The organism is Mycobacterium ulcerans subsp. shinshuense (assembly GCF_002355775.1).
GTDB lineage: Bacteria > Actinomycetota > Actinomycetes > Mycobacteriales > Mycobacteriaceae > Mycobacterium > Mycobacterium marinum.
Genome location: NZ_AP017624.1, coordinates 3,943,854 through 3,968,336 on the forward strand (window position 1 = coordinate 3,943,854; position 24,483 = coordinate 3,968,336).

Annotated in this window: 16 protein-coding genes, 1 tRNA gene and 6 pseudogenes; 11 read left to right on the top strand and 12 right to left on the bottom strand. The window is 64.2% G+C overall.

The genetic code is table 11. The features are described 5' to 3' along the window. Positions 1 to 789 precede the first annotated feature (789 nt). A pseudogene (locus tag SHTP_RS17695) lies at positions 790 to 2,150 on the top strand (PPE domain-containing protein). Between the two features lie 314 nt (positions 2,151 to 2,464). Here SHTP_RS17695 and SHTP_RS17700 read toward each other — a convergent pair. Beyond that, positions 2,465 to 3,148 (bottom strand): annotated as a pseudogene (locus SHTP_RS17700) (MFS transporter); the annotation flags it as partial. A 144-nt stretch (positions 3,149 to 3,292) separates the two neighbouring features. On the opposite strand from SHTP_RS17700, the gene SHTP_RS17705 reads away from it, so the two are divergent. Beyond that, positions 3,293 to 4,495 (top strand): ISAs1-like element IS2404/ISMul1 family transposase, encoded by a 1,203-nt coding sequence (locus SHTP_RS17705; protein ID WP_420872975.1) that lies wholly within the window; start codon positions 3,293 to 3,295, stop codon positions 4,493 to 4,495. Here the strand turns inward: SHTP_RS17705 and SHTP_RS17710 are convergent. After that, a pseudogene (locus tag SHTP_RS17710) lies at positions 4,494 to 4,895 on the bottom strand (MFS transporter); the annotation flags it as partial. The gene SHTP_RS17705 and the pseudogene SHTP_RS17710 overlap by 2 nt on opposite strands. Before the next feature lie 416 nt (positions 4,896 to 5,311). Here SHTP_RS17710 and SHTP_RS17715 point away from each other — a divergent pair. From SHTP_RS17715 to SHTP_RS17740, 6 genes are all read left to right on the top strand, one after another. Beyond that, the gene (locus SHTP_RS17715; protein WP_096371308.1) at positions 5,312 to 6,958 is read left to right on the top strand and encodes an NAD-dependent malic enzyme; all 1,647 of its coding nucleotides are present in this window, start codon (positions 5,312 to 5,314) and stop codon (positions 6,956 to 6,958) included. 307 nt (positions 6,959 to 7,265) lie between these two features. After that, a complete protein-coding gene (locus tag SHTP_RS17720) occupies positions 7,266 to 7,682 on the top strand; it encodes a hypothetical protein (protein ID WP_096371309.1) in 417 nt (138 codons plus the stop codon). Beyond that, positions 7,679 to 8,611, top strand: coding sequence for a cysteine synthase A (cysK, locus tag SHTP_RS17725; RefSeq protein ID WP_096371310.1), 933 nt, complete (start codon positions 7,679 to 7,681; stop codon positions 8,609 to 8,611). Before SHTP_RS17720 ends, cysK begins: the two co-directional genes overlap by 4 nt. Before the next feature lie 2 nt (positions 8,612 to 8,613). Continuing rightward, positions 8,614 to 9,300, top strand: coding sequence for a serine O-acetyltransferase (gene cysE, locus SHTP_RS17730; protein ID WP_015356454.1), 687 nt, complete (start codon positions 8,614 to 8,616; stop codon positions 9,298 to 9,300). A gap of 10 nt (positions 9,301 to 9,310) precedes the next feature. Beyond that, complete coding sequence (locus SHTP_RS17735; protein ID WP_012395271.1) at positions 9,311 to 9,739, top strand: thioredoxin family protein; 429 nt, start codon at positions 9,311 to 9,313, stop codon at positions 9,737 to 9,739. A gap of 27 nt (positions 9,740 to 9,766) precedes the next feature. Further along, a complete protein-coding gene (locus SHTP_RS17740) occupies positions 9,767 to 10,219 on the top strand; it encodes a DUF4395 domain-containing protein (protein WP_096371311.1) in 453 nt (150 codons plus the stop codon). 85 nt (positions 10,220 to 10,304) lie between these two features. Here the strand turns inward: SHTP_RS17740 and SHTP_RS17745 are convergent. Then, positions 10,305 to 10,380, bottom strand: a tRNA-Asn gene (locus SHTP_RS17745). Between the two features lie 206 nt (positions 10,381 to 10,586). Between SHTP_RS17745 and SHTP_RS17750 the strand changes: the two genes are divergently transcribed. Next, entirely contained in the window at positions 10,587 to 10,832 is a 246-nt protein-coding gene (locus SHTP_RS17750; RefSeq protein ID WP_011739606.1) for a hypothetical protein, read from the top strand. Between the two features lie 14 nt (positions 10,833 to 10,846). Here SHTP_RS17750 and dnaG read toward each other — a convergent pair whose 3' ends face one another. Both dnaG and SHTP_RS17760 read right to left on the bottom strand, forming a co-directional pair. Next, positions 10,847 to 12,817 (bottom strand): DNA primase, encoded by a 1,971-nt coding sequence (gene dnaG / locus SHTP_RS17755; protein WP_012395273.1) that lies wholly within the window; start codon positions 12,815 to 12,817, stop codon positions 10,847 to 10,849. Between the two features lie 41 nt (positions 12,818 to 12,858). After that, positions 12,859 to 14,136 (bottom strand): deoxyguanosinetriphosphate triphosphohydrolase, encoded by a 1,278-nt coding sequence (locus SHTP_RS17760; protein ID WP_020725914.1) that lies wholly within the window; start codon positions 14,134 to 14,136, stop codon positions 12,859 to 12,861. 143 nt (positions 14,137 to 14,279) lie between these two features. Here SHTP_RS17760 and SHTP_RS17765 point away from each other — a divergent pair. Next, positions 14,280 to 16,268 (top strand): annotated as a pseudogene (locus tag SHTP_RS17765) (TPM domain-containing protein). Between the two features lie 208 nt (positions 16,269 to 16,476). Here SHTP_RS17765 and SHTP_RS17770 read toward each other — a convergent pair. The 4 genes from SHTP_RS17770 to SHTP_RS17785 all read right to left on the bottom strand — a co-directional run bounded on the left by SHTP_RS17770 (position 16,477) and on the right by SHTP_RS17785 (position 18,901). Beyond that, the gene (locus SHTP_RS17770) at positions 16,477 to 16,761 is read right to left on the bottom strand and encodes a WXG100 family type VII secretion target (protein WP_011740938.1); all 285 of its coding nucleotides are present in this window, start codon (positions 16,759 to 16,761) and stop codon (positions 16,477 to 16,479) included. Positions 16,762 to 16,823: 62 nt separating this feature from the next. Next, on the bottom strand, positions 16,824 to 17,120 hold the full coding sequence (esxM, locus tag SHTP_RS17775; RefSeq protein WP_011739602.1) for a type VII secretion system effector EsxM: 297 nt from the start codon (positions 17,118 to 17,120) through the stop codon (positions 16,824 to 16,826). 132 nt (positions 17,121 to 17,252) lie between these two features. Beyond that, complete coding sequence (locus SHTP_RS17780; protein WP_172900681.1) at positions 17,253 to 17,504, bottom strand: hypothetical protein; 252 nt, start codon at positions 17,502 to 17,504, stop codon at positions 17,253 to 17,255. 95 nt (positions 17,505 to 17,599) lie between these two features. Continuing rightward, positions 17,600 to 18,901, bottom strand: a complete 1,302-nt coding sequence (locus SHTP_RS17785; RefSeq protein ID WP_096371312.1) for an ISAs1-like element IS2404/ISMul1 family transposase — start codon at positions 18,899 to 18,901, stop codon at positions 17,600 to 17,602. A 44-nt stretch (positions 18,902 to 18,945) separates the two neighbouring features. Between SHTP_RS17785 and SHTP_RS17790 the strand changes: the two are divergent. Then, a pseudogene (locus SHTP_RS17790) lies at positions 18,946 to 19,991 on the top strand (phospholipase C); the annotation flags it as partial. A 307-nt stretch (positions 19,992 to 20,298) separates the two neighbouring features. On the opposite strand, the gene SHTP_RS17795 reads toward SHTP_RS17790, so the two are convergent. From SHTP_RS17795 to SHTP_RS17805, 3 genes and pseudogenes are all read right to left on the bottom strand, one after another. Further along, positions 20,299 to 21,501, bottom strand: a complete 1,203-nt coding sequence (locus SHTP_RS17795; protein ID WP_420811867.1) for an ISAs1-like element IS2404/ISMul1 family transposase — start codon at positions 21,499 to 21,501, stop codon at positions 20,299 to 20,301. 249 nt (positions 21,502 to 21,750) lie between these two features. Then, positions 21,751 to 22,737, bottom strand: a pseudogene (locus tag SHTP_RS17800) (PPE family protein); the annotation flags it as partial. Positions 22,738 to 22,973: 236 nt separating this feature from the next. Continuing rightward, positions 22,974 to 24,365 carry a glycine--tRNA ligase gene (locus SHTP_RS17805; RefSeq protein WP_096371314.1) on the bottom strand — a complete coding sequence of 464 codons (1,392 nt, stop codon included), beginning with the start codon at positions 24,363 to 24,365 and terminating at the stop codon, positions 22,974 to 22,976. Positions 24,366 to 24,483: the final 118 nt, after the last annotated feature.

Genomic DNA, 24,483 nt, shown 5'->3' on the forward strand with positions numbered 1-24,483 from the left:
AGTGCGGCAGCTCCAAAATCCGCGAGACACATGCCCTGCGGGCAACCGAGATGGCCGTGCCCCAGACCTCGCCGGCCCTCGCCACGCCCCATCGCGCGCATCAACCAGCCCACCGTGCGTCGGATCACCAGAGCTGACTTCTATTTCATTGTCCCGCTTAGCGTTCCGGCGCTACCTCGAGGGACCCAACTCAACCTGCGCGGTGAACTAATAGTGCTGTGGCTAAACGTGTTTCGACAATTCTCAGGATTATCGATACAAGTCCGCCAAGGCTGGCGCATCAGCGGCCGGCGAAGATCGGCCACATTTTGTTGCGCCACAGCAGAGGGTGAGCAGTCATCACCTTTACAAATGCCCCACTCATACCTTACCGAAAGGTACTGTCCACCTCCTTTACAGCCACGCGTTTGAGCCGTCGAAATGCCCTCTCTGTCAGGACGTCTCACCGAACAGTCGATTTCGGAAGGCCCAGCAACCATTTGCTACGCTCGGCCGCAAATGCGGATTTGCCTTCCCAGCGGCCAGCAGCCCTAGCCGCGGCTGTTCGCGACCAGGGGCAGCCTCAAGGCCTCAAAGCTGTCAGGTATTGACGATCGGAGGACCAGTGGTTCCTAGGGATGCGCGCCCGGTGGGCGCGGTGTCGTTGAGTGCTCTGTTGTTGGCGAGGCAGGGCAAGCTGGCCTCGCCGCCTGCTTGGGCAGATCCGTTGTCGTCAGCTTTGGCGGAACCGCGCACCCAGGGCAACGCACCCGCCCCGGACCGAGGAGCTAGGATTTCAGGAGCCCCCTCGTGACGGCGTCTGTATGGATGGCTTCGCCGCCGGAAGTGCATTCGGCCTTGCTGAGCGCGGGCCCGGGCCCCGGCCCACTGTATGAGGCCGCAACGGCATGGACGGCACTTTCTGCCGAACACGCCTCGGTGGCAGAGGAGCTCACCACCTTGCTGGGTGGAGCGGCCGCTACGTGGGAGGGGCCGAGCGCGCAGAGCTATGTCGATGCGCACGCGCCGTACCTAGCCTGGCTGACCACCACCAGCGCCGGCTACGCGGCGACGGCGGCCGAGCACGAGGTGGCGGCCGGGGCCTACACCAGCGCGCTGGCAACGATGCCGACACTGGCGGAGCTAGCCGTCAACCACACCACCCACACGGCGCTGGTCGCGACCAATTCTTTGGGCTCAACACCATCCCCATCACGCTCAACGAAGCCGACTACGCACGGATGTGGATCCAAGCGGCCACCACCATGAGCGCCTATCAAGTCGTCTCGGGCACGACACTGGCCTCGATGCCCCACACCACACCAGCCCCGCCGGTACTCAAGGCCGAAATCGGTACCCTCGCCGGCGCCTTCTCGGACGCCCTCGTCCCAGCACCGCTATTCCTATGGGAAACCATCCTGGCGATTATTGCGTTTATCGCGAAACTTGCCGAGTTCATATATCTTTTCGTATCGGAACTGATTGCCCTCCTGATAGCGGGAGAGCTGTTGCAGGCTCTCATGTTCGTGATTTGGACGGTGGCATTTGTCGTTTGGGCCCTGGCGACAGTCGTCATCGAGAACATCATCCCGATCATGATCGCGCTGCTCGCGGCGGCGATCGCTCCAGTGCCGCTGGCTTTGGCCGTGGCGGCTAGTTCTCCGTTCGCAGTTGCAACGGCATGCGCGTTGACCGGTACCGAGCGGGGTTTGTCGGCTGCCTTCGATATCGATATTGCCCAGAATCTTCCGTTTCTGCTCAGCCTTTACGCACAGCCTGCGAGCGTGGGCGTGCCGCCCGCCGACGCCGGACTAGCGACTGCGAGCGCCAAGCCTGTGGCCGCACACACCGGAGCAAAGCCGCTGTGGGACAGTTCTTCTGCGGTAGCGTCGGCCGGCGATGGGCCGCCAAGCGTAGCGCCGGAAGCCAGGCTGGTGGCGGCCAGCACGCTCGCTCATCCAAACACAACGGCTACGGCGGTAGCTTGCCAGCAAGATTCAACAGCACCGGGCTTTGCCGGAACCCTGTCCGCGAAGTCACACGCTTCCCCCGCGGGGGTAACGGTGCTAGAGAGCAACGATTTCAACGACAGCCCGCGATTGCCAATGTTGCCGAACAGTTGGGACACCGACTGGACCAACGCGACAAGCGGTGAGCCGGTACCCGCCTGACCGATACCTGCCACTCAGACACCCTCGCGGCGCAGATGAGGAGCACATCATCTGAGAAGCACCACGGCTCAAAGGAACTCGACTTCTTTTGGTCCTTGTTCTGCAGGGCGTTGGGACATAGCACTTCTGGTGTACGGCAGGTAGCAGCGGAGTCCAGCGACGTGGTCAACGACGCCGGATTGGCGAAGCTTGGCTACATCGTGCAGGTTTGGCCAGCTCTTGGTGCCGGAACGTAGCGCAGCTGGCGGGGCGTGCGGCCCAGAAGTACCCCAGCGGCGTCGGGCCGGCCGACGTCCCGACTTTCCCTCGACGATTCAAAGACCGACGGCGTCCGCCTCGCGCTCGGCATCGCCGAGCATGCCTGCCCCGCCACGGGGGAACCACCGCCAGCCCGCCAGAAACACGAAGCCTAGTGATGCCGTGGCGATGAAGAACGCCACGCGTATGCCTTCGATGAAGTCTTCCTCCGCGATCGCCACGGGATCGCGGTGCACGATTTCCCGCCGCGGCACGATCCCACCGACGTGGGCGCGCGGGTTGGCACTGTCGATGATGACTTCGGCAATGGTGTGTCGCTGGACCGGATCGGGCACCGCAGGTTCCAGGTGAGGTTCGAGCGTGGCCGACAGCCAGGCGGCCAATACCGATCCCAACACGGCGAAGCCGATCGTCGAGCCGATCGCCCGCTGTGCACTCATGATGCCCGACGCCATGCCAGCGCGTTCCGGGGGAACCGCGGTCATGGCGACGGTGGTGATCGGTGTCAGACACAGCGCCACGCCGGTGCCACAAAATCCAAGGCCGACCAGTACCAGGGCCCAGCTCCGGTGCTCGCTGGCGATCAGCGTAAGCAGCCCCAGCATCAACAGACCGAGCCCGATGTGGATGAGCACGCGCGCGCCGACCCGCGCAACCAGGCTTCCCACCAGTGGCGAAACGACGGCGACGCCGGCGCTGAACGGGAGGATCATCAGGCCGGTCGCCCCCGGGGTGTAGCCCCAGGGCTCCGGCGTTGTTGATTAGCAGGCTTGTGAGCTGGGTTGATGATCTTTGGTGCCGCGCTATTGGGGCCGGAGTGTAGGCACGGACTATCTGGAGAACGATCGAGTTGGTTACTGTTCGTCGTTGGTCTGGAGTTGCCCGTGCCTACCGTTTCAGTATTGCCTGTGTCGTCGGTTCCAGAGGTGTTCGACCGCTGGAGTCCTGGTGAGCGCAGCGAGCTCATCGGATCGGAGTTTCTCGATGTGTTGGCCTCGGTGCCAGACCCGAGGGACCCACGCGGTCGGAGGTATTCGCTGATGGCTTTGTTGGCGATCGCGGTTCTGGCCACTGCCGCGGGGATGCGCGGCTATGCTGGTTTTGCCACATGGGCGGCCACCGCTCCCGATGATGTGTTGGCCCAATTAGGGGTCCGGTTCCGGCGGCCCAGTGAGAAGACCTTCCGCGCTGTTTTGTCTCGGCTAGACCCCGCCGACCTCAACGCCAGGATGGGCAGTTACTTCACTGCACACGTGGCCAGCAGCGACCCCAGTGGATTGGTGCCGATCGCGTTGGACGGCAAGATGCTGCGTGGTGCTTTACGCGCCAAAGCGACAGCCACGCATCTCGTGTCGGTGTTCGCCCACCGTGCCCGATTGGTGCTCGGTCAACTCGCTGTCGCCGAGAAAAGCAATGAAATTCCCTGCGTACGTGCCCTGCTCACGCTGCTGCCGGGTAGCTTGCGGTGGCTGGTCACCGTGGATGCGATGCATACCCAGGTCGTCACCGCGAAGTTGATCTGCGCCACCTTGAAGTCGCACTACCTGATGATCGTCAAGTCCAACCAAGCCAAAATACTTGCGCGTATCACCGCGCTGCCCTGGGCCGAGGTGCCCGCAGCCGCTACCGACGACTCCCGCGGCCACGGCCGTGTCGAGACCCGCACCCTGCAAATCATCACCGCTGCACGAGGAATCGGCTTCCCCTACGCAAAACAAATCATCCGGATCACTCGTGAACGCTTGATCACCGCCACCGACCAGCGCAGCGTGGAGGTGGTCTATGCCATCTGCAGCCTGCCGTTCGAGCACGCCCGCCCTACCGCGATCATGACCTGGATGCGTCAACACTGGGGAATCGAGAACAGCCTGCACTGGATACGCGACGTCACCTTCGACGAAGACCGTCAAAGGGCACATACCGGAAACGGCGCACAGGTCCTAGCAACGCTACGCAACACCGCGATCAATCTGCACCGCCTCAACGGCGCCGACAACATCGCCGAAGCCTGCCGGATCACCGCTTTGACCGCCAACCGCCGCCTACACCTCCTCAATCCACAATTCCCCAGCTCACAAGCCTGCTAATCAACAACGCCGGAGCCCTGGGGTTGGGAAATGCGGCGCTCACCAGTGCCAGTGAAGTGACGCTGACCGTTGCCGCACCGAAACCCTGAACCCCCCGCGCAGCGGTGAGCATCGCGATCGAGGGCGCCAAACCGCAGGCGATCGATCCCAGCGTGAACAAGACGATACCCATCAGGTACCAGCGACGGCGGCCGTAGCGGTCGGCAAGCGTGGCGGCCGACATGATGAAGACCGCCATGCCGAGGCTGTATGCCGCCACCACCCATTGCAGGCCGTCCTCCCCCACCCCAAAGGTATTTTGGATGTCCGGTAGCGCCACATTCACGATGAACGCGTCAAGGAAGATCATGAATAGGCCAAGCCCGGTGGCAAAGATGGTGAGGAGCTGAGTGCGGTTCATACCGGCCCCGTTCATCAGGCATTGGGAGCGCGTCCCGATTGCGTGAATTTCGGCAACGATCTGCGGTGAACTGTAAGCTTCGATAACCGTCGGTGTCCGCGAATTTGTAACTTGGCGTGAATAAATATGTGCCGGCAGCTTCCTTATGCCCGATTGCGGCGAGAAATCATTCACCATGGTCCCGGCCGGGCTCCCCAAACCCACCCGTAGCGTGCGCCCAGGGCGCGGCTTGGCCAGCGCGGCGTCCGGGCCGACAACGCCGAAAACGCCTCAGCGACAGCGGTATGCGATACCGGAAGCCCGACCAGTCCGCCGGGAAACAGCCGGCAGAAACGCGCAGGCGCCGATCATCTTCCCGGGGCCGCCGCGGGGCGTTACCGTGGCTTAACTCGTCAAGTCACGGATGGAGGCTATCGATGAGCGATGCCCGGGTGCCTCGGTTTCCGGATGCGTTGTCCACACCAAGTCTCAATCGCGGCGTCGGCTTTACCCACGAGCAACGTCGAGCACTGGGCCTGACCGGCCGACTGCCCGCCGCCGTGCTCACCCTGGACCAACAGTCCGAACGCGTATGGCATCAGCTGCAAAGCCTGGCCACTGACCTGGGCCGCAATCTGCTCCTGGAGCAGCTGCACTATCGCCACGAACTGCTGTACTACAAAGTGCTGACCGAGCACCTGGTCGAGCTCTTGCCGGTGGTGTACACGCCCACCGTCGGAGAGGCCATCCAACGCTTCTCGGATGAATACCGTGGTCAACGGGGATTGTTTCTGAGCATCGATGAGCCCGATGAGATCGCTGCTGCCTTCGAAACGTTCGGTCTGGGTCCCGACGACGTCGACCTGATCGTCTGCACCGACGCCGAAGCCATCCTTGGCATCGGAGACTGGGGCGTCGGGGGCATCCAGATCGCGGTGGGCAAGTTGGCCCTGTACACCGCGGGCGGCGGCATCGACCCTCGCCGCAGTCTGGCGGTGTCACTCGATGTCGGTACCGACAACGAACAGCTGTTGCAGGACCCGTTCTATCTGGGTAATCGCCATGCCCGGCGCCGCGGCGAGGAATACGACCAGTTCATCAAGCGCTACATCGAGATCGCCCACCGGCTGTTCCCCCGCGCGATGCTGCACTTCGAGGACTTCGGGCCGACCAACGCGCGGATGATCCTGCGGACATACGGTGCGGACTACTGCGTGTTCAACGATGACGTACAGGGCACCGGCGCGGTGGTGGTGGCGGCCATTGACGGCGGATCCCATGTCACCGGAGTCCCGGTGCGCGACAACACGGTGATTGTCTTCGGCGCCGGTACCGCCGGGGTTGGAGTCGCCGACCAGATCCGTGACGCGATGGTCGCCGATGGCGCCACCGTCGAGCAGGCAACGTCGCAGATCTGGGCCGTCGATAAACAAGGCCTGTTGTTCGACGACATGGCTGACCTGCGCGAGTTCCAGGTGCCCTACGCCAAGAACCGGGCCCGGCTAGGCGTCGGCGCCTCGGATCGGGTGGGCCTGGTCGACGCGATCAAGCTCACCGCACCGACCGTCCTGCTCGGATCCTCGACCGTCTCCGGCGCATTCAACCAAGAGGTGGTCGAGGCGATGATGCAATCGTGCGATCGCCCGATGATCTTTCCGCTGTCCAATCCGACCTCGCGGATGGAGGCCATGCCCGCCGACGTGCTGGCGTGGTCGGGAGGAAAGGCGTTGGTTACCACCGGCACCCCGGTCGCACCCGTCGAATACCACGACATCGCCTACACGATCGGCCAGGCCAACAACGTGCTGGTGTTCCCCGGCATAGGGCTGGGCGTGATCGTGGCCGGGGCCCGGTTGTTGACCCAGGGCATGCTGCGAGCGGCAGCGAAAGCCCTTGCGCACCAGGCGAGTCCGACAACGACCGGGGATTCCCTGCTGCCGGGTGTCCAGGACCTGCGGGGGATTTCGAGAACGGTCGCGGCGGCCGTGTACCAAGCAGCCGTCGCAGACAACGTGGCCACCAGAAACCATGCTGACGTAGGTCAGGCCATTCGCGAAACCATGTGGCTGCCCGAATACGACTAGTGTCGGCGATCGCACTACCGCTCCAGACCCGCCCCGCAGCCGTGAACCGGCACGAGCCAGCAGCCAAGCCCACTCGACGCGCATGCCGGACCCTGCCGTCCGAACAGGCGGAATACCCGCATGCTTTATAGTAGAGCCATGCAACAGGCCGCACAGCTGAGCTTTGTCCTCACGCGCTGCCCCGCCGTGGACTGTTGTTGTTGCTGTTGATTCCTGACGCGTTCTGACCGTCCAGTAATCGTCGCCTCTGTCGTCTCATGGATTGTGACGCAAGCTGACCAAAGTCTTCAGGAAGACCAACCCCGCTATGACTGTGTTATCCGTACCCAACCGCAAAGCCCGGGCGAACCGGACACCGCGCTACCACCATCTGATCAGCCCGGCCGCCGCGCGAGTGGCGGTAAAGCCGGGCAACGGCGCTGTCCGGCAGGACATCTCAGCGTTTCCCGCCGTTAACCCGCGCACTTGTACCGGCCCGGACGTCGGCGAACTCGACCAGCCCACCACCGCTTCCGGCTCCGCTTTCTCGGACCAACCACGGGCGCCAATCCCCCTGAGCCTCAGCGGCACTGGCCGCGTCGGGCGCCCCGGTACCGAGGCGGCCGCCGGCGCCACGCACCGACTCCCAGTTTGGCCAACGACTCCTGCTCCCACCACAACCGAGTTCGACCGCATCCGGGTGGCCGCCGCGGGCGGCGCCGACACCGATGGAGACTGCCAATGACCATCGCAGAAAACATCGCCCAGCTGATTGGGGGTACGCCGCTGGTCCGGCTGCGGCGGGTCACCGACGGCGCAGCGGCCGATGCCGTCGCCAAACTGGAATCGTTCAATCCAGCCGGAAGCATCAAAGACCGCATCGGGGTCGCGATGATCGATGCGGCCGAGAAAGCCGGTCTGATCAAACCCGACACCATCATCCTCGAACCGACCAGCGGCAACACCGGCATCGCGCTGGCCATGGTGTCCGCCGCACGCGGCTACAAGTGCGTGCTGACGATGCCGGACACGATGAGCATCGAGCGGCGCATGCTGTTGCGCGCCTACGGCGCCGAGCTCGTCCTCACCCCCGGCGCGGAGGGCATGGCGGGCGCCATCGCCAAAGCCGAGGAGCTGGCCAAGACCGACGACCGATACTTCATCCCCCAGCAATTCGAAAATCCGGCGAATCCGGCGGTCCACGCCGTCACGACCGCAGAAGAAGTGTGGCGCGACACCGACGGCAAGGTCGACATCTTCGTATCCGGAGTCGGGACGGGCGGCACAATCACCGGAGTTGCCCAGGTCATCAAGCAGCGCAGGCCTTCGGCCCAGTTTGTTGCCGTGGAACCGGCGGCGTCCCCGGTGCTGTCCGGTGGACAGAAGGGACCGCACCCGATCCAGGGCATCGGTGCGGGATTCGTGCCCCCGGTGCTCGACCTCGCCCTGGTCGACGAGGTGATAACCGTCGGCAACGACGATGCCCTCGAGCTGGCCCGACGGATGGCAACCGAAGAAGGACTGCTGGTCGGCATCTCGTCGGGCGCGGCCGTGTGGGCGGCGCGCGAGCTAGCCCACCGGCCGGAGAACGCCGGGAAACTCATCGTCGTCGTCCTACCCGACTTTGGCGAGCGATATCTGAGCACGGTGTTGTTCGCGGATCTGAGCGAGTGACCATGCTGACCCAGATACGACGCGACATCCAGGCCGCCAGACAGCGTGATCCGGCCCGGCCCACCACGCTGGAGGTCATCTTCTGCTACCCGGGCGTGCACGCGGTGTGGGGACACCGGATCAGCCACTGGTTGTGGCGTCGTAACGCCCGTCTGGTGGCGCGCGCGCTGGGCGAGATCAATCGCATCCTGACCGGTGTAGATATCCACCCCGGGGCCGTACTCGGTGGCGGGCTGTTCATCGATCACGCGACCGGGGTTGTCATCGGTGAGACCGCAGAGGTGGGCGACGACGTCACGCTGTACCACGGTGTCACCCTCGGCGGCACCGGCACCGACGTCGGCAAACGCCATCCCACTCTCGGCGACCGGGTGATCATCGGCGCGGGCGCCAAGATCCTGGGCCCGATCAAGATCGGCGACGACAGCCGCGTCGGCGCCAACTCCGTCGTCGTCAAAGAAGTCCCGTCGAGTGCGGTGGTGGTGGGGGTGCCCGGACAGGTCATCAGCCGCCAGGGGCCGTCTGGAGACGACGACTCGCTACTACCCGATCTGGTGGGGGTCAGCCTGCAGTCGCTGCTGACCAGGGTGGCCAGGTTGGAGGCGCAGGTCGACGACCGCCCGCCCAACGCGCGGGTGATCCGGCCGCCGGAGGCCGGGGTGTGGCACGGCGAAGACTTCTCGATCTGAGGATTGGCCGATGAGCACCACTTTGATAGCCGCCTCCGCGATCGTCGCGGCCCTGACCGGGGCATCGGCGATCGGGCTGACGGTCAATCGCCGCGCGGGAGTGTTGCGTGAAACCGGCCCCTCGACCGACCGCGCGCACCAGGACACCTCGGATCTTGGCCTATCTGAAACCGGGCCCACCGTCATGCACTTCAGCGCCAATTGGTGTGGCCCCTGCGCCGCGGTGCGCCGCGTGGTCGATCAGGTATGCGAGGAGCTACCCGATGTGGCACACGTGGAGGTCGACATCGACGCGAATCCGGTCGCGGCGAAACGGCTGTCTGTGCTCTCCTTACCCACTACCTTCATCTTCGACACCGACGGGCGGCAGCGATACCGCACCGCGGGTGTCCCGAAGGTAGCTGACCTGCGGGCAACGCTGATCCCCTTGCTCACCTAACCGCCACCGCCGGACAGGAGCGGCCAGATGCCCAGCCATCCAAGTCAAGTGGATGTACGAGGCCCGCGATTTGCCGCGTGGATCACCACGATGGTCCTGATCCTCACCCTGGTCGTCTCCATCTCCAGCACCCGGGCCGCAGCGGTGATCCTGGGCGTCCAGACCATGGTCTTCGCCGTCACCGCGCTGCGGGGTCCACGCCGCAGCCCCTATGGATTCCTGTTCGCCAAACTCGCCGCTGCGCGACTTGGACCGGCGCGGGAACTCGAGCCGGTGCCGCCACTGCGGTTCGCCCAATTGGTCGGACTGATTTTCGCCGCCGCCGGCGTCGTCGGCTTTGCCCTCGGGGTACCGCTGTGGGGCGTCGTCGCGACCTCGTTGGCGTTGTTCGCGGCCTTCCTCAACGCGGCATTCGGTATCTGCCTGGGCTGTCAGCTCTACCCACTGGTCGCCCGCCTTCACCGGGCACCCATTGCCTGAGCGGTGATTATCGCAGCGGGTTAACGGGTAGCGGCGATGTCCGCGGAATGCCGGTCAATCGATCAAGCGACCCGTCTAACTATCTTGGCTCCCCCGGGAGGACTCGAACCTCCAACCCTTCGGTTAACAGCCGAATGCTCTGCCAATTGAGCTACAGGGGACTAACCGGTCCATGCGAACGGTGGTGCAGATCGCGGGACGACTCTAGCGTACTGGTAGACCTGCGCCCAACTATCAGAGGGACCAGATACCCACCCGATCGTCGTTTTTTCGGCGCCGCGCACCCGGCTGGAGGGATCGGGCGAGCGCACCGCCGTGCCCGTGAGGCAGGATAGAAGCAACCGCACCATTAGTCGGAGGGACCGCATTGATCGGGTATGTCGCCCTGCTGGGACTGGGTTACGTGTTGGGCGCGAAGGCCGGGCGCCGCCGTTACGAGCAGATCGCCGGCACCTATCGCGCGCTTACCGGCAGCCCCGCCGCCAAAACGGTGATCGACGCCGGACGCCGCAAGATCGCCAACCGCGTCTCCCCCGATTCCGGGTTCGTCACGTTGACCGAGATCGACACGCAGACGGTCGTCGTTGAACGCCAACCCAAGGCCGCACCCTGACCTGACGCCCCGTCTCACGCGGTGAGGTCATCGCCGCTGGCCTGTTCCAACAGGCTGCGTCGATAGGCCTCCATAGCGACCAGGTCGCCAAACAGCGCGTGATACTCGTCGCCTTGTTCAATCGGTGACATCCGCTGGAGCTTGGATTTCACCTCGGCGATCTGCCGGCCCATCCAGACCTCCTGCAGCCGGGCCAGGACACCACCGATGTAGCGGGGCAGTTTCTCCTCATCAACCTGGATCGTCTCTACCGTCAATTCACTGATCAGCCCTGAGGTCAACGGTGAAGTGGTCTGTTGGCGCACCATGTCCATCCATTGCGCCCCGGTGACCCCGGTCGCCGTGCCGCCCGCCGCGTCAATGGCTGCTCGCACCGCGGCGTACCCGGGGTGGGTGAAACTCTCGACGGTCAGGGTGTCGAAGACCGGCCCGGCCAGCGCCGGGTACTGCAGCGCCGATTTGAGCGCCTCACGCTGCGGCCACAGCGTCGGATCACGCGGGTCGGGGCGAGCGGCGGCCGGCTCGGCAGAGCCCGTGTCAGTGGACTCGTGAGCGACGCGACGAGGTGTCTTGGTCGCGGCACCACCCCGGTTCGGTCTGGTGGCGTTCTTCGCTTCGCCACGCACCCGGTCGATGACTTGAGCCACATCGTCCCAACCGACCCAACCGGCCAACTGCCGGGCGTACTCGTCGCGCAGCGTGGGGTCTTTGATCTGACCCACCATCGGTACGCAGCGGCGTAACGCGCCCACCCGGCCCTCGGCGCTCTCCAGGTCCGACTCGGCGAGGGCGGTGCGGATCGCGAACTCGAACAACGGGGTCCGTCGGGCCACCAAGTCACGCAGGGCGGTATCGCCCGAGGCCAACCGCAGGTCACAAGGGTCCATCCCGTCCGGGGCGACCGCGACAAAGGACTGACCGGCCAAATTCTGTTCACCGTCGAAGGCCTTGAGCGCGGCGGCACGGCCCGCTTCGTCACCGTCGAAGACATAGATCAGCTCGCCCCGAAAGAAGCTGTCGTCCATCATCAGCCGGCGCAGCATCGCCAAGTGCTCGTCGCCGAACGCGGTGCCGCAGGATGCCACAGCCGTGGTGACACCGGCCAGATGCATGGCCATCACGTCGGTGTAGCCCTCGACCACCACGGCCTGATGCCCCCTGGCGATATCGCGCTTGGCCAGGTCGATTCCGAACAGCACCGAGGACTTCTTGTACAACAGCGTCTCGGGGGTGTTGACGTACTTGGCGTCCATCGGGTCGTCATCGAACAACCTCCGCGCCCCGAACCCGATCACCTCACCGGCCGAGGAGCGGATGGGCCACAGCAGGCGCCGGTGAAACCGGTCGATCGGGCCACGTCGCCCCTGCCGGGACAACCCGGCCGCCTCCAGTTCCTTGAACTCAAAGCCCTTGCGCTGCAAATGCTTTGTCAAAGAGTCCCACCCCGACGGCGCAAAGCCGCAGCCGAAGTGGTGGGCGGCCGCAGCGTCAAAACTGCGCTCGGTCAGGTACTTACGGGCCAGTGCCGCCTCGGGGGACTCGAGGGCCTCGGCGTAAAACGCCGCGGCGGCCGCATTGGCGGCAATCAGCCTGCTGCGGCTGCCGCGATCACGCTGCACACTGGTGGCCGCGCCGGTGTAGCTGATCGTGTGACCGATCCGGTCGGCGAGCAGTTCCACCGCCTCGACGAAGCTGACGTGTTCGATCTTCTGCACGAACGCGTACACGTCGCCGCCCTCACCGCAGCCGAAGCAATGGAAGTGGCCGTGATTGGGTCGCACATGAAACGACGGCGACTTTTCGTTGTGAAACGGGCACAGACCCTTGAGTGAGTCGGCGCCGGCGCGTCGGAGCTGGACGTAGTCGCCGACGACATCCTCGATGCGGGCGCCTTCGCGGATGGCGGCGATGTCACGATCAGAAATCCGGGACCGGCCTCCCGAACCGGGACGACCCGCATCTCTAGTACCCGCCGGACCCGACATCGGCTCAGTCTAAAGCGTGCACAGCTACGCCATCAGGCCGCTTACCCGACCCTCCCATCGCCCAGCTGCGCGGCGTCGATACGTTCCAAGCGGCCCTCGGTGTAGGAGGCGATCTGATCGACGACGACCCGCATCCGAGCGCCGTCGTCCCCGGCGGCATTGAATGCCGCGGCAAAGATCGGATCGAGCGTGCGCGGCGCCCCCGCATACAGCAGCTGCGCCACCCGGTGGATTCGTTCGCGTTGCCGGGCCTGAGTCTCGAGATGCCGCGGATCGGACATGATGAACTGCAGCGCCAGTATTTTCAGCACCGCGACCTCGGCTCGCACCAACTCGGGCACGTGCAGATCCGCCTGGTAACGCACCAGCGGCCCCGGCCCGGCCGCGGCCCGGGTAGTCGCGATCGCGGCGGACGCGAACCGGCCCACCAGCTCGCTGGTCAACTGCTTCAGCGCGACCGAGGCCGCTAACGTCGCGTCGTACTTGCCTACCGCCGCGACGACGGGAAGCCCCGACAGCCGACCGGCAGCCTCCATCAATTCGTCGGCACTGACCCGCGAGAATTCGCTCTCCCCCAGCTTGGCCAGCGCCGCCGCCTCGTCATGGTCGGCAAGCACCCGCAGATCGATGCGTTCGGAGACGACACCGTCCTCGACGTCGTGCACCGAATAGGCGACATCATCGGCCCAGTCCATCACCTGGGCTTCCAGGCACGGCCGGCGCTGCGGTGCCCCCTGCCGAACCCAAAGCGCTGGTTGCAGATCTTGGTCGTAGAAACCGAACTTGCGCCGCGCGCGGCCACGTGGCCAGGGATATTTGGTGACCGCGTCCAGTGCTGCCCGGGTCAGGTTCAAACCCACGCTAAGGCCGTGTTCATCAAGAACTTTCGGCTCGAGGCTGGTCAGAATGCGGAAGTTTTGCGCGTTTCCCTCAAAGCCACCGCATCCGGTGGCGACTTCGTCCAGCGCCCGTTCACCGTTGTGCCCGTAGGGCGGGTGCCCGATGTCGTGGGCCAGACCCGCCAATTCGACCAGGTCCAAGTCGCAGCCCAGGCCGATCGCCATGCCCCGCCCGATCTGGGCCACTTCCAGTGAGTGGGTCAACCGGGTGCGGGGCGTATCGCCTTCGCGCGGTCCGACGACCTGGGTCTTGTCGGCAAGCCTGCGCAGCGCAGCACAGTGCAACACTCGAGCGCGGTCGCGGGCGAAGTCGGTGCGATGTTGACCTTCGGTGCCCGGCAGACCCGCGGTCTTGGGCGCTTCGACCACGCGCCTTTGGCGGTCGAAGTCGCCATACGGCTCCTGCTGCTTTGTGCTCACCGCCCCACAGTCTGCCAGGCAGATCGCCGCCGGGACCCACGGCCGGCGCTCGCGCCGACACTGTTTGCCTCCGGCGGCGAATCGCCCGGACATGCAAAGCCTTGCTCCGATGAGACTGTGTGCTCGCCAGGCTAAATTAGGCTATGCGCATCCCCCGCCTACTTGGCGTGATCTTGATGATCTTCACCACCGGGCTGCTGTTGGCGCCGCCTTCCGGCGCCCAACCGCAATTCCGGCTGGCGAGCTATGTCACCGACAACGCTGACGCGCTCACCAGTTCGGGTCGCGCGAAGGGGACAACCGCCGTCAACCAGCTCTACACCGAGCGACATGTGCGGCTCTGGGTGGTCTACGTCGACGATTTCTCCGGGCAGAGCGCCACGAACTGGGCGTAGCGCACCATGCAAACCAGCGAGCTGGGTGACTACGACGCGATACTGGCCGTGGCCACCGTCGCCCGCTCCTACGCGTTCCTGGTGCCGTCCACCGTGGACGGGATTACCTCCAGCCAGGTCGAAAGTCTGCGCCGCAACAAGATCGAGCCCAAACTGCGCGACGGCGACTGGGCCGGCGCTGCCGTCGCCGCGGCGGACGGACTCAACAAATCGCCACGCCCGTCCGGCGGAATACCGCTGCTCGTCGTCCTGAGCGTCCTCGCCGTAGCCGTCGCGATCCTCTGGATTGTGATGCGCTACCGCGCAAGCCGGCGGCGCACCAACGCACTGGCTGCGGCACGGCGGGTCGACCCCACCGATGCCCGGGCTCTCGCCGCGGTGCCGTTGGACGTTCTCGACGAACTGTCCCGGTCAATGGTGGTCGATGTCGACAACGCCGTGCGCACCAGTTCCAATGAGCTCGCCGTGGCGATCGACGAGTTCGGCGAACAACGGACCCCGCCGTTTTCCCAGGCGATACGCAACGCCAAAGCTGCGCTATCCCAAGCGTTTAGCGTGCGTCAGCAGCTTGACGACAGCCCCCCCGAGACACCCGCGCAGCGGCGTGACCTACTAACCCGGGTGATCGTTTCGGCCGCCAACGCCGACCGCGAACTGGAGTCCCAGACCGAAGCCTTCGAAAAGCTGCGTGACTTGGTGATCAACGCACCGGCCCGGCTGGACCTGCTCACCCAGCAATACATCGAACTCACCACCCGCATTGCCCCGACCGAACAGCGACTGGTCGAGCTGCACGACGAGTTCGGGGCCACCGCGCTGAGTTCGATCTCCGCCAATGTCACCTCCGCCCACGAACTGCTGGCTTTCGCCGATAGCAACATCAGCTCGGCACGTGAGTTGTCCGCAAAGGCAGTCAGCGGCCAACAGACGGGTTTGGTGGATGCGGTACGTGCCGCCGAGTCCGCGCTCGGTCAGGCTCGTTCGCTGCTCGACGCGGTGGACAGCGCGGCCGGCGACATCAGACATGCGGTTGCCACCATGCCGTCGGTGCTGGCTGACATTCAGGCGGGCATCCAGCACGCCAACGGGCAATTGCAGAAGTCACCGGCCAACAAATCGGCCTACGCAGCAGAGCTGATCGCGGCCCGCGATGCGGCCGCTCGGGCCGTCGATAACGCTCGCGTCACCGGCGCCGCGGATCCACTGAGTGCATTTGCCCAGCTCACCACGGCAGACGCCGATCTCGATCGACTCCTGGCCACCATCGCCCAGGAGCAGGCAAACGCCGAACACCTCAGACGTTCACTCGAACAGGCACTGTTCACGGCCGAGTCGCGGATACGCGCGGTCGCGGACTACATCGATACCCGTCGCGGCAGTATCGGGCCGGAAGCCAGGACCCGGCTGGCCGAGGCCGGACGTCGACTCGACGCCGCACAGAGCTACCGATCGACCAATCCGACCGAAGCGATCGCCCAGGCCAACGCGGCCTCGACGCTGGCCGCGAACGCGCAGTCGCTGGCCAATTCCGACGTGCAGGCCGCCCAGCGCGCCTACACGCGCCAGGGCGGCAGCAATACCGGCGCAGTCCTTGGCGGCATCATCATCGGCGACCTCCTCAGCGGAGGCATGCGCGGTGGTTTCGGCGGGTGGAGCCCCACCTCGTTCGGCGGCTCCTCGGGCTCATCCGGCGACTCATCCGGCGGCGGCTTCCTGGGCGGCGGCGGGCGGTTCTAGCGCCCACGCCCCCAGCCAACGCAACCGTCTCGACCGTCTCGGCGTGTTGCGGACAACGGGAACAATTAGGCACAGGGAACATCAGGCACAAAAATGTGCACGTCCATGTACGGGCACCGGGTACCCGTACATGGACGTGCACATTTTCGGTAGGGCGGGCGCACCGGCCAGCGGTGCGCCGCCGCGAACCGAAACTTCTCCAGACCTATCAGGCCCAGCTGGAACCGACGGCGCTGTCCGTTTGCGCCATGTTGTTGCCGGCGGCCTGAACCTTCTGGCCGTGCGAGTTGGCCTGCTCGTAAATCACCTGGAAGTTGCGACCCAACTGGGTGATGAACTCCTGGCAAGCCACCGAACCGGCGCCACCCCAGAAGTCGCCGGCGGCCAGCACATCGCGAACGATGGCCTGGTGCTCGGCCTCCAACGAAGCGGCCTGTGCGCGGATGAGGGCGCCGTGGGCGTCGACATCGCCGAACTGGTAGTTAATTGTCATTGAACCTGTTCTCCTTAGCTTGTAAAAGTGTTTGGCTGCAACAGCTTTCGCTGCGGTGGACGTTAGCCGCGGAGGACCTGCTGCGAGGCCTGCTCTTGCTGCTCGTAGTTGTTCGCGTCGCGAACGAGACCGTCACGCACGCCGTGCAGCATGTTGACGATGTTGCGGAAAGCGGTGTTCATCTGACCCATGGTGTCCAGCGAGGTTGCCGAAGCCATACCGCTCCAGCCCGCGCCGGCGATGTTCTGCGAGGACGCCCACATCTTGCGGGCCTCGTCCTCAACCGTCTGGGCGTGCATTTCGAAACGGCCCGCCATGTCCCGCATAGCGTGCGGGTCGGTCATAAAGCGTGTTGCCATCTTGCCTGTCTCCTAATTCTCTCGACTCAGTTACCTAGGATTACTCATGCAGATTGATTGTTGGTATTGCCAACTGCGGGATCCCCAAGCCGCCAATCAATCGTGAAGGAATGACTGTCTTCCCCCTCTCTCTCAACCGGCCGCCGGCGAATTCGGTATCACGCTGCTGGTACGGGGCATCTCGAAATGAGGTTCGGCATTTGCTGCCTCCCACTCCCTCCATTCCGCCCACTCGTCCCACTCGTCGGTACCGGCAGCTGCCGCATCCACGTTTTCTTCGACCACGGCCTCGGCGCCCTCTTCAGGCTCCGGCGCCCAATGGTCGTAGTCATCCGGCGGAACGGCCGTACCCCAGATGAGCGGAACCGACAAGCCGCAGAGCAGCCCCGACTCACCCCGTTTAGCCGCCACAGCATCAGGTGGCAAGGGCGGACCAAGAGGCAATAGCACGCTGTCCCCCAGGGCTCCGGCGTTGTTGATTAGCAGGCTTGTGAGCTGGGGAATTGTGGATTGAGGAGGTGTAGGCGGCGGTTGGCGGTCAAAGCGGTGATCCGGCAGACTTCGGCGATGTTGTCGGCGCCGTTGAGGCGGTGCAGATTGATCGCGGTGTTGCGTAGCGTTGCTAGGACCTGTGCGCCGTTTCCGGTATGTGCCCTTTGACGGTCTTCGTCGAAGGTGACGTCGCGTATCCAGTGCAGGCTGTTCTCGATTCCCCAGTGTTGACGCATCCAGGTCATGATCGCGGTAGGGCGGGCGTGCTCGAACGGCAGGCTGCAGATGGCATAGACCACCTCCACGCTGCGCTGGTCGGTGGCGGTGATCAAGCGTTCACGAGTGATCCGGATGATTTGTTTTGCGTAGGGGAAGCCGATTCCTCGTGCAGCGGTGATGATTTGCAGGGTGCGGGTCTCGACACGGCCGTGGCCGCGGGAGTCGTCGGTAGCGGCTGCGGGCACCTCGGCCCAGGGCAGCGCGGTGATACGCGCAAGTATTTTGGCTTGGTTGGACTTGACGATCATCAGGTAGTGCGACTTCAAGGTGGCGCAGATCAACTTCGCGGTGACGACCTGGGTATGCATCGCATCCACGGTGACCAGCCACCGCAAGCTACCCGGCAGCAGCGTGAGCAGGGCACGTACGCAGGGAATTTCATTGCTTTTCTCGGCGACAGCGAGTTGACCGAGCACCAATCGGGCACGGTGGGCGAACACCGACACGAGATGCGTGGCTGTCGCTTTGGCGCGTAAAGCACCACGCAGCATCTTGCCGTCCAACGCGATCGGCACCAATCCACTGGGGTCGCTGCTGGCCACGTGTGCAGTGAAGTAACTGCCCATCCTGGCGTTGAGGTCGGCGGGGTCTAGCCGAGACAAAACAGCGCGGAAGGTCTTCTCACTGGGCCGCCGGAACCGGACCCCTAATTGGGCCAACACATCATCGGGAGCGGTGGCCGCCCATGTGGCAAAACCAGCATAGCCGCGCATCCCCGCGGCAGTGGCCAGAACCGCGATCGCCAACAAAGCCATCAGCGAATACCTCCGACCGCGTGGGTCCCTCGGGTCTGGCACCGAGGCCAACACATCGAGAAACTCCGATCCGATGAGCTCGCTGCGCCCACCAGGACTCCAGCGGTCGAACACCTCTGGAACCGACGACACAGGCAATACTGAAACGGTAGGCGCGGGCAACTCCAGACCAACGACGAACAGTAACCAACTCGATCGTTCTCCAGATAGCCCGTGCCTACACTCCGGCCCCAATAGCGCGGCACCAAAGATCATCAACCCAGCTCACAAGCCTGCTAATCAACAACGCCGGAGCCCTGATCCATTACCTGCTCGCCGACACCTTCACGATATGCGACCAGTACCACTCGTCGCTGTTGGGCGGGACAATGCCCAATCGGCTGTACTGGATCAGTGGAACCGTCAATCCTGACGGTGACAAAGGCGGCCCTCAAATCGTCGAGCCGACTATTCAGCCGAAGTTGACATTCAGCTGGCGTCTGATGCCAGAGAATCTCAGCGATGCCGGTGTCAGCTGGAAGGTCTACAACAGCAAGTTACTCGGCGGGTTCAACGACACATCGCTGAGCCGCAACGTATATGTGGGCAGCTTCAAGCAGGCGGGAGACCCGCGGTTGGATCTGGCCCGCTACGGCATTGCACCGCGTTATCCCGCCGACTTTGTGCTCGACATCATGAACAACCGGTTGCCGCAGGTGTCGTGGGTCGTCCCCCTGACCGTCGAGTCCGAGCATCCCTCGTTCCCGGTCGCGGTCGGTGCGGTCACCATCGTCAACCTGATCCGGGCCTTGCTGCGAAACCCGGCCGTGTGGGAGAAGACCGCGCTGATCATTGCCTACGACGAACACGGCGGCTTTTTCGACCACGTGACGCCGCCGACGCCGCCGGAGGGTACGCCCGGTGAATGGATCCCCCAACGGTCGACATCAACACGGTCGACGGGTCCGGCGGTATCCGCGGGCCGATTGGGCTGGGCTATCGAGTGCCTTGCTTTGTCATTTCTCCCTACAGCCGCGGCGGGCTGCTGGCTCACGAGCGGTTCGACCACACCTCGCAGCTGCAGCTGATCGGCAAGCGATTCGGGGTGCCGGTTCCCAACCTGACCCCATGGCGGGCCAGCGTGACCGGGGACATGACTTCTGCATTCAATTTCGCTGTCCCGCCCAACCCCTCGCCGCCCAACCTCGACCATCCGGCCAAACAACTGCCGAAGCTGATCAACTGCGTACCGAATGCGGTGTTGGGATTTCTCAACGAAGGGCTTCCGTATCGGGTGCCTTATCCCCAGACGACGCCCACGCAGGAGTCCGGACCGGTGCGTGGCGTCCCCAGCGGCATCTGTTAGTCGCTGGATATTTGCCTATGCCAAAGGAAGCCCACCGCCATCGCAGCCGAGCGGCATGGGGCCCACGCGGCGCTGGTCGAGGCGCAGGTCGAGCCGGCGCCGGCCAGACCGTCGTGAGCCGTTCGCTGTGCAAGTCGCACATCGAGCGGCGTCCGTCTGGGCCCCCAGAAAATTCGATCAATCGGGGCATATGGCCCGCGATATTGGCTTACGATGCGGGTGCTTGGTGGTTTGTATTTCGCCATTGAGAGTTGGGGTCTTGAGATCGGCACTGGAAGGGGACAGCGCAGGGCTCCGGCGTTGTTGATTAGCAGGCTTGTGAGCTGGGGAATTGTGGATTGAGGAGGTCTAGGCGGCGGTTGGCGGTCAAAGCGGTGATCCGGCAGGCTTCGGCGATGTTGTCGGCGCCGTTGAGGCGGTGCAGATTGATCGCGGTGTTGCGTAGCGTTGCTAGGACCTGTGCGCCGTTTCCGGTATGTGCCCTTTGACGGTCTTCGTCGAAGGTGACGTCGCGTATCCAGTGCAGGCTGTTCTCGATTCCCCAGTGTTGACGCATCCAGGTCATGATCGCGGTAGGGCGGGCGTGCTCGAACGGCAGGCTGCAGATGGCATAGACCACCTCCACGCTGCGCTGGTCGGTGGCGGTGATCAAGCGTTCACGAGTGATCCGGATGATTTGTTTTGCGTAGGGGAAGCCGATTCCTCGTGCAGCGGTGATGATTTGCAGGGTGCGGGTCTCGACACGGCCGTGGCCGCGGGAGTCGTCGGTAGCGGCTGCGGGCACCTCGGCCCAGGGCAGCGCGGTGATACGCGCAAGTATTTTGGCTTGGTTGGACTTGACGATCATCAGGTAGTGCGACTTCAAGGTGGCGCAGATCAACTTCGCGGTGACGACCTGGGTATGCATCGCATCCACGGTGACCAGCCACCGCAAGCTACCCGGCAGCAGCGTGAGCAGGGCACGTACGCAGGGAATTTCATTGCTTTTCTCGGCGACAGCGAGTTGACCGAGCACCAATCGGGCACGGTGGGCGAACACCGACACGAGATGCGTGGCTGTCGCTTTGGCGCGTAAAGCACCACGCAGCATCTTGCCGTCCAACGCGATCGGCACCAATCCGCTGGGGTCGCTGCTGGCCACGTGTGCAGTGAAGTAACTGCCCATCCTGGCGTTGAGGTCGGCGGGGTCTAGCCGAGACAAAACAGCGCGGAAGGTCTTCTCACTGGGCCGCCGGAACCGGACCCCTAATTGGGCCAACACATCATCGGGAGCGGTGGCCGCCCATGTGGCAAAACCAGCATAGCCGCGCATCCCCGCGGCAGTGGCCAGAACCGCGATCGCCAACAAAGCCATCAGCGAATACCTCCGACCGCGTGGGTCCCTCGGGTCTGGCACCGAGGCCAACACATCGAGAAACTCCGATCCGATGAGCTCGCTGCGCTCACCAGGACTCCAGCGGTCGAACACCTCTGGAACCGACGACACAGGCAATACTGAAACGGTAGGCACGGGCAACTCCAGACCAACGACGAACAGTAACCAACTCGATCGTTCTCCAGATAGCCCGTGCATACACTCCGGCCCCAATAGCCCGGCACCAAAGATCATCAACCCAGCTCACAAGCCTGCTAATCAACAACGCCGGAGCCCTGACCTGTTCCCGAAGCCGATGTTGTTGTCGCCCAGGTTTCCGAAGCCGATGTTGCCGCCGCCGTTATTCCCGCTGCCGACGTTGACGTCGCCGGTGTTTCCACTGCCCAGGCCGAGGTCGCCGTTGTTGCCACCGAAGAGGTTCAGGGTGCCGAAGTTCCCACTTCCCAGATTGAGGCTGCCGATATTGCCGCTGCCCAGGTTCCCGCTGCCGAAGTTTCCACTGCCGAAGTTGTAGTCGCCGGCATTTCCGCTTCCAGTGTTTCCGGTACCGGTGTTCCCGCCGCCCCAGTTCCCGCTACCCACGTTTTGGTTGCCAACGTTGCCGCTGCCGAGATTGGTGTTACCGAGATTGCCGCTACCCAGGTTAAACGTACCGACGTTGCCGATACCAAGGTTGAAGATCAGGTCGCTGAGCTCCTGCGACACCGCGGCCGGTGCGGCCGCAGCACTACTGCCGAGCGCCTGAACGCCTAGTTGTGCGCTGGCCAGCGGTGTGGTGACCGCCGCGGCCGCGGGCGCCGCGCCGCCGACCAACCCCGACACACCCGGCCCACCCGACAAAACACCCGAGACCATCCCCTGCCACGAACTCAACTGCGCAGCAGCCGCCGAAGCCTCACCGTGATACCCCGCCATCGCCGCCACATCAGCGGCCCACATCTCTTCGTACACGCCCTCAGCCGCCGCAATCGCCGGCGCATTCTGACCAAACAAATTCGACATCACCAACTGCACAAACCCATTGCGATTAGCCGCCACCGCCAACGGATGCACCATCGCCGCACGCGCCGCCTCAAACGCCGAGGCCACCACCTTCGCCGACGCCGACGCCCCCGCGGCCCGCGCCGCCGCCGCCCCCAGCCAACTCGCATACGGCCCCGCCGCAGCCACCATCGCCGAAGCCGCCGCACCCTGCCACGCCTGACCCACACCCGCAAGACCCGAGGTCACCAACGCAAACGACTCCGCCGCCGCCCCCAACTCCGCCGACAACCCATCCCAGGCCGCCGCCGCCGCCAACATCGGCTCAGACCCCGCACCAGAGAACATCCGCACCGAATTAATTTCCGGCGGCAACACCGCGAAATTCATCAGAATCGCCCCTCCTTCAACGGGATATTCTCAACCGCACACCCGAGCGTTACCACGACCGACACGCACCGGCACCCACCGGGCCGCGCGTCAGGTCACGATCCCGGGGTGACAGCCGGCCCGACGTGCCATCGAGGGGCGATGGCAGATAGAACACCCAACCGGGTGCCGAGACTCCCGCCGCGGGTGCGCCGGCAAGCACACCAAACCGGCGACAGCGCCGACCGACCCGACGTCTAGCAGCCCTTCAGACGCGGCGCCAGGTAGTCGGCGACCTTGGCGATCCCGATCCGCTCCTGGGTCATGGCATCACGCTCACGCACGGTGACGGCGTCGTCCTCGAGGGAGTCGAAGTCCACCGTCACACAGAACGGGGTGCCGATCTCGTCTTGGCGCCGGTAGCGTCGCCCAATGGCACCGGCATCGTCGAAATCGATGTTCCAGTACTTGCGCAGCTCGGCGGCCAAATCCCGCGCCTTGGGGCTCAGGTCGGCGTGCCGTGACAACGGCAGCACCGCTGCCTTGACCGGCGCCAGCCTCGGGTCCAGCCGCAGCACGGTTCTCTTGTCGACCCCGCCCTTGGCGTTCGGAGCTTCGTCCTCGGTGTAGGCGTCGATCAGGAATGCCATGAACGAACGGGTCAGCCCCGCTGCCGGCTCGATGACGTAGGGCGTGTAGCGAACGTCTTCGACCTGGTCGTAGAACGACAGTTCGGTACCGGAATGCTTGGAGTGGGTGGACAAGTCGAAGTCGGTCCGGTTGGCGACACCCTCCAGCTCTCCCCATGGATTGCCAACGAAGCCGAACTTGTATTCGATGTCGACAGTGCGGTCGGAGTAGTGCGACAACTTCTCCTTGGGGTGTTCGAATAGCTGCAGGTTCTCGGCATCAATGCCGAGGTCGACGTACCACTGCAATCTGGTGTCGATCCAGTACTGATGCCATTCCTTGGCCGTGGACGGCTCGACGAAGAACTCCATCTCCATCTGTTCGAACTCGCGGGTGCGGAAGATGAAATTGCCCGGGGTGATCTCGTTGCGGAAGCTCTTGCCGATCTGACCGATGCCAAACGGCGGCTTCTTACGCGACGTGGTCAGCACGTTGGCGAAGTTGACGAAGATGCCCTGCGCCGTTTCCGGACGCAAGTAATGCAACCCCTCCTCGGTTTCGATGGGGCCGAGGTAGGTCTTGAGCATCATGTTGAATTCGCGTGGTTCGGTCCACTGGCCGGGCTCGCCGGTTTCGGGATCGCGAATGTCAGCGAGCCCGTTCGGCGGCGGCTGACCGTGTTTTGCCTCGTAGGCCTCGATGAGATGGTCGGCCCGGTATCGCTTGTGGGTGATCAGCGACTCCACCAATGGATCGTGGAAGACCTCAACGTGGCCCGATGCCACCCAGACCTCGCGCGGCAGGATGATCGACGAGTCGAGTCCGACCACGTCGTCGCGGCCGGTAACCACCGACCGCCACCATTGCCGTTTGATGTTCTCCTTGAGTTCGACCCCCAGCGGACCGTAGTCCCACGCAGACTTCGTACCGCCGTAGATCTCGCCGGACGGATAGACCAAGCCTCGCCGTTTTGCCAGGTTCACCACGGTGTCAATGACAGACGCCACGGGGCAACCCACTCCCTTCCCGATTGGGCAAACTCGTGCGCCGGTAAGCCACCGCGCACAAAACCTCAGCCATGGTAGCGATCGGCACGGCGGTCTTTGACATGCATCATCATGCATGTGACAGTGGAAG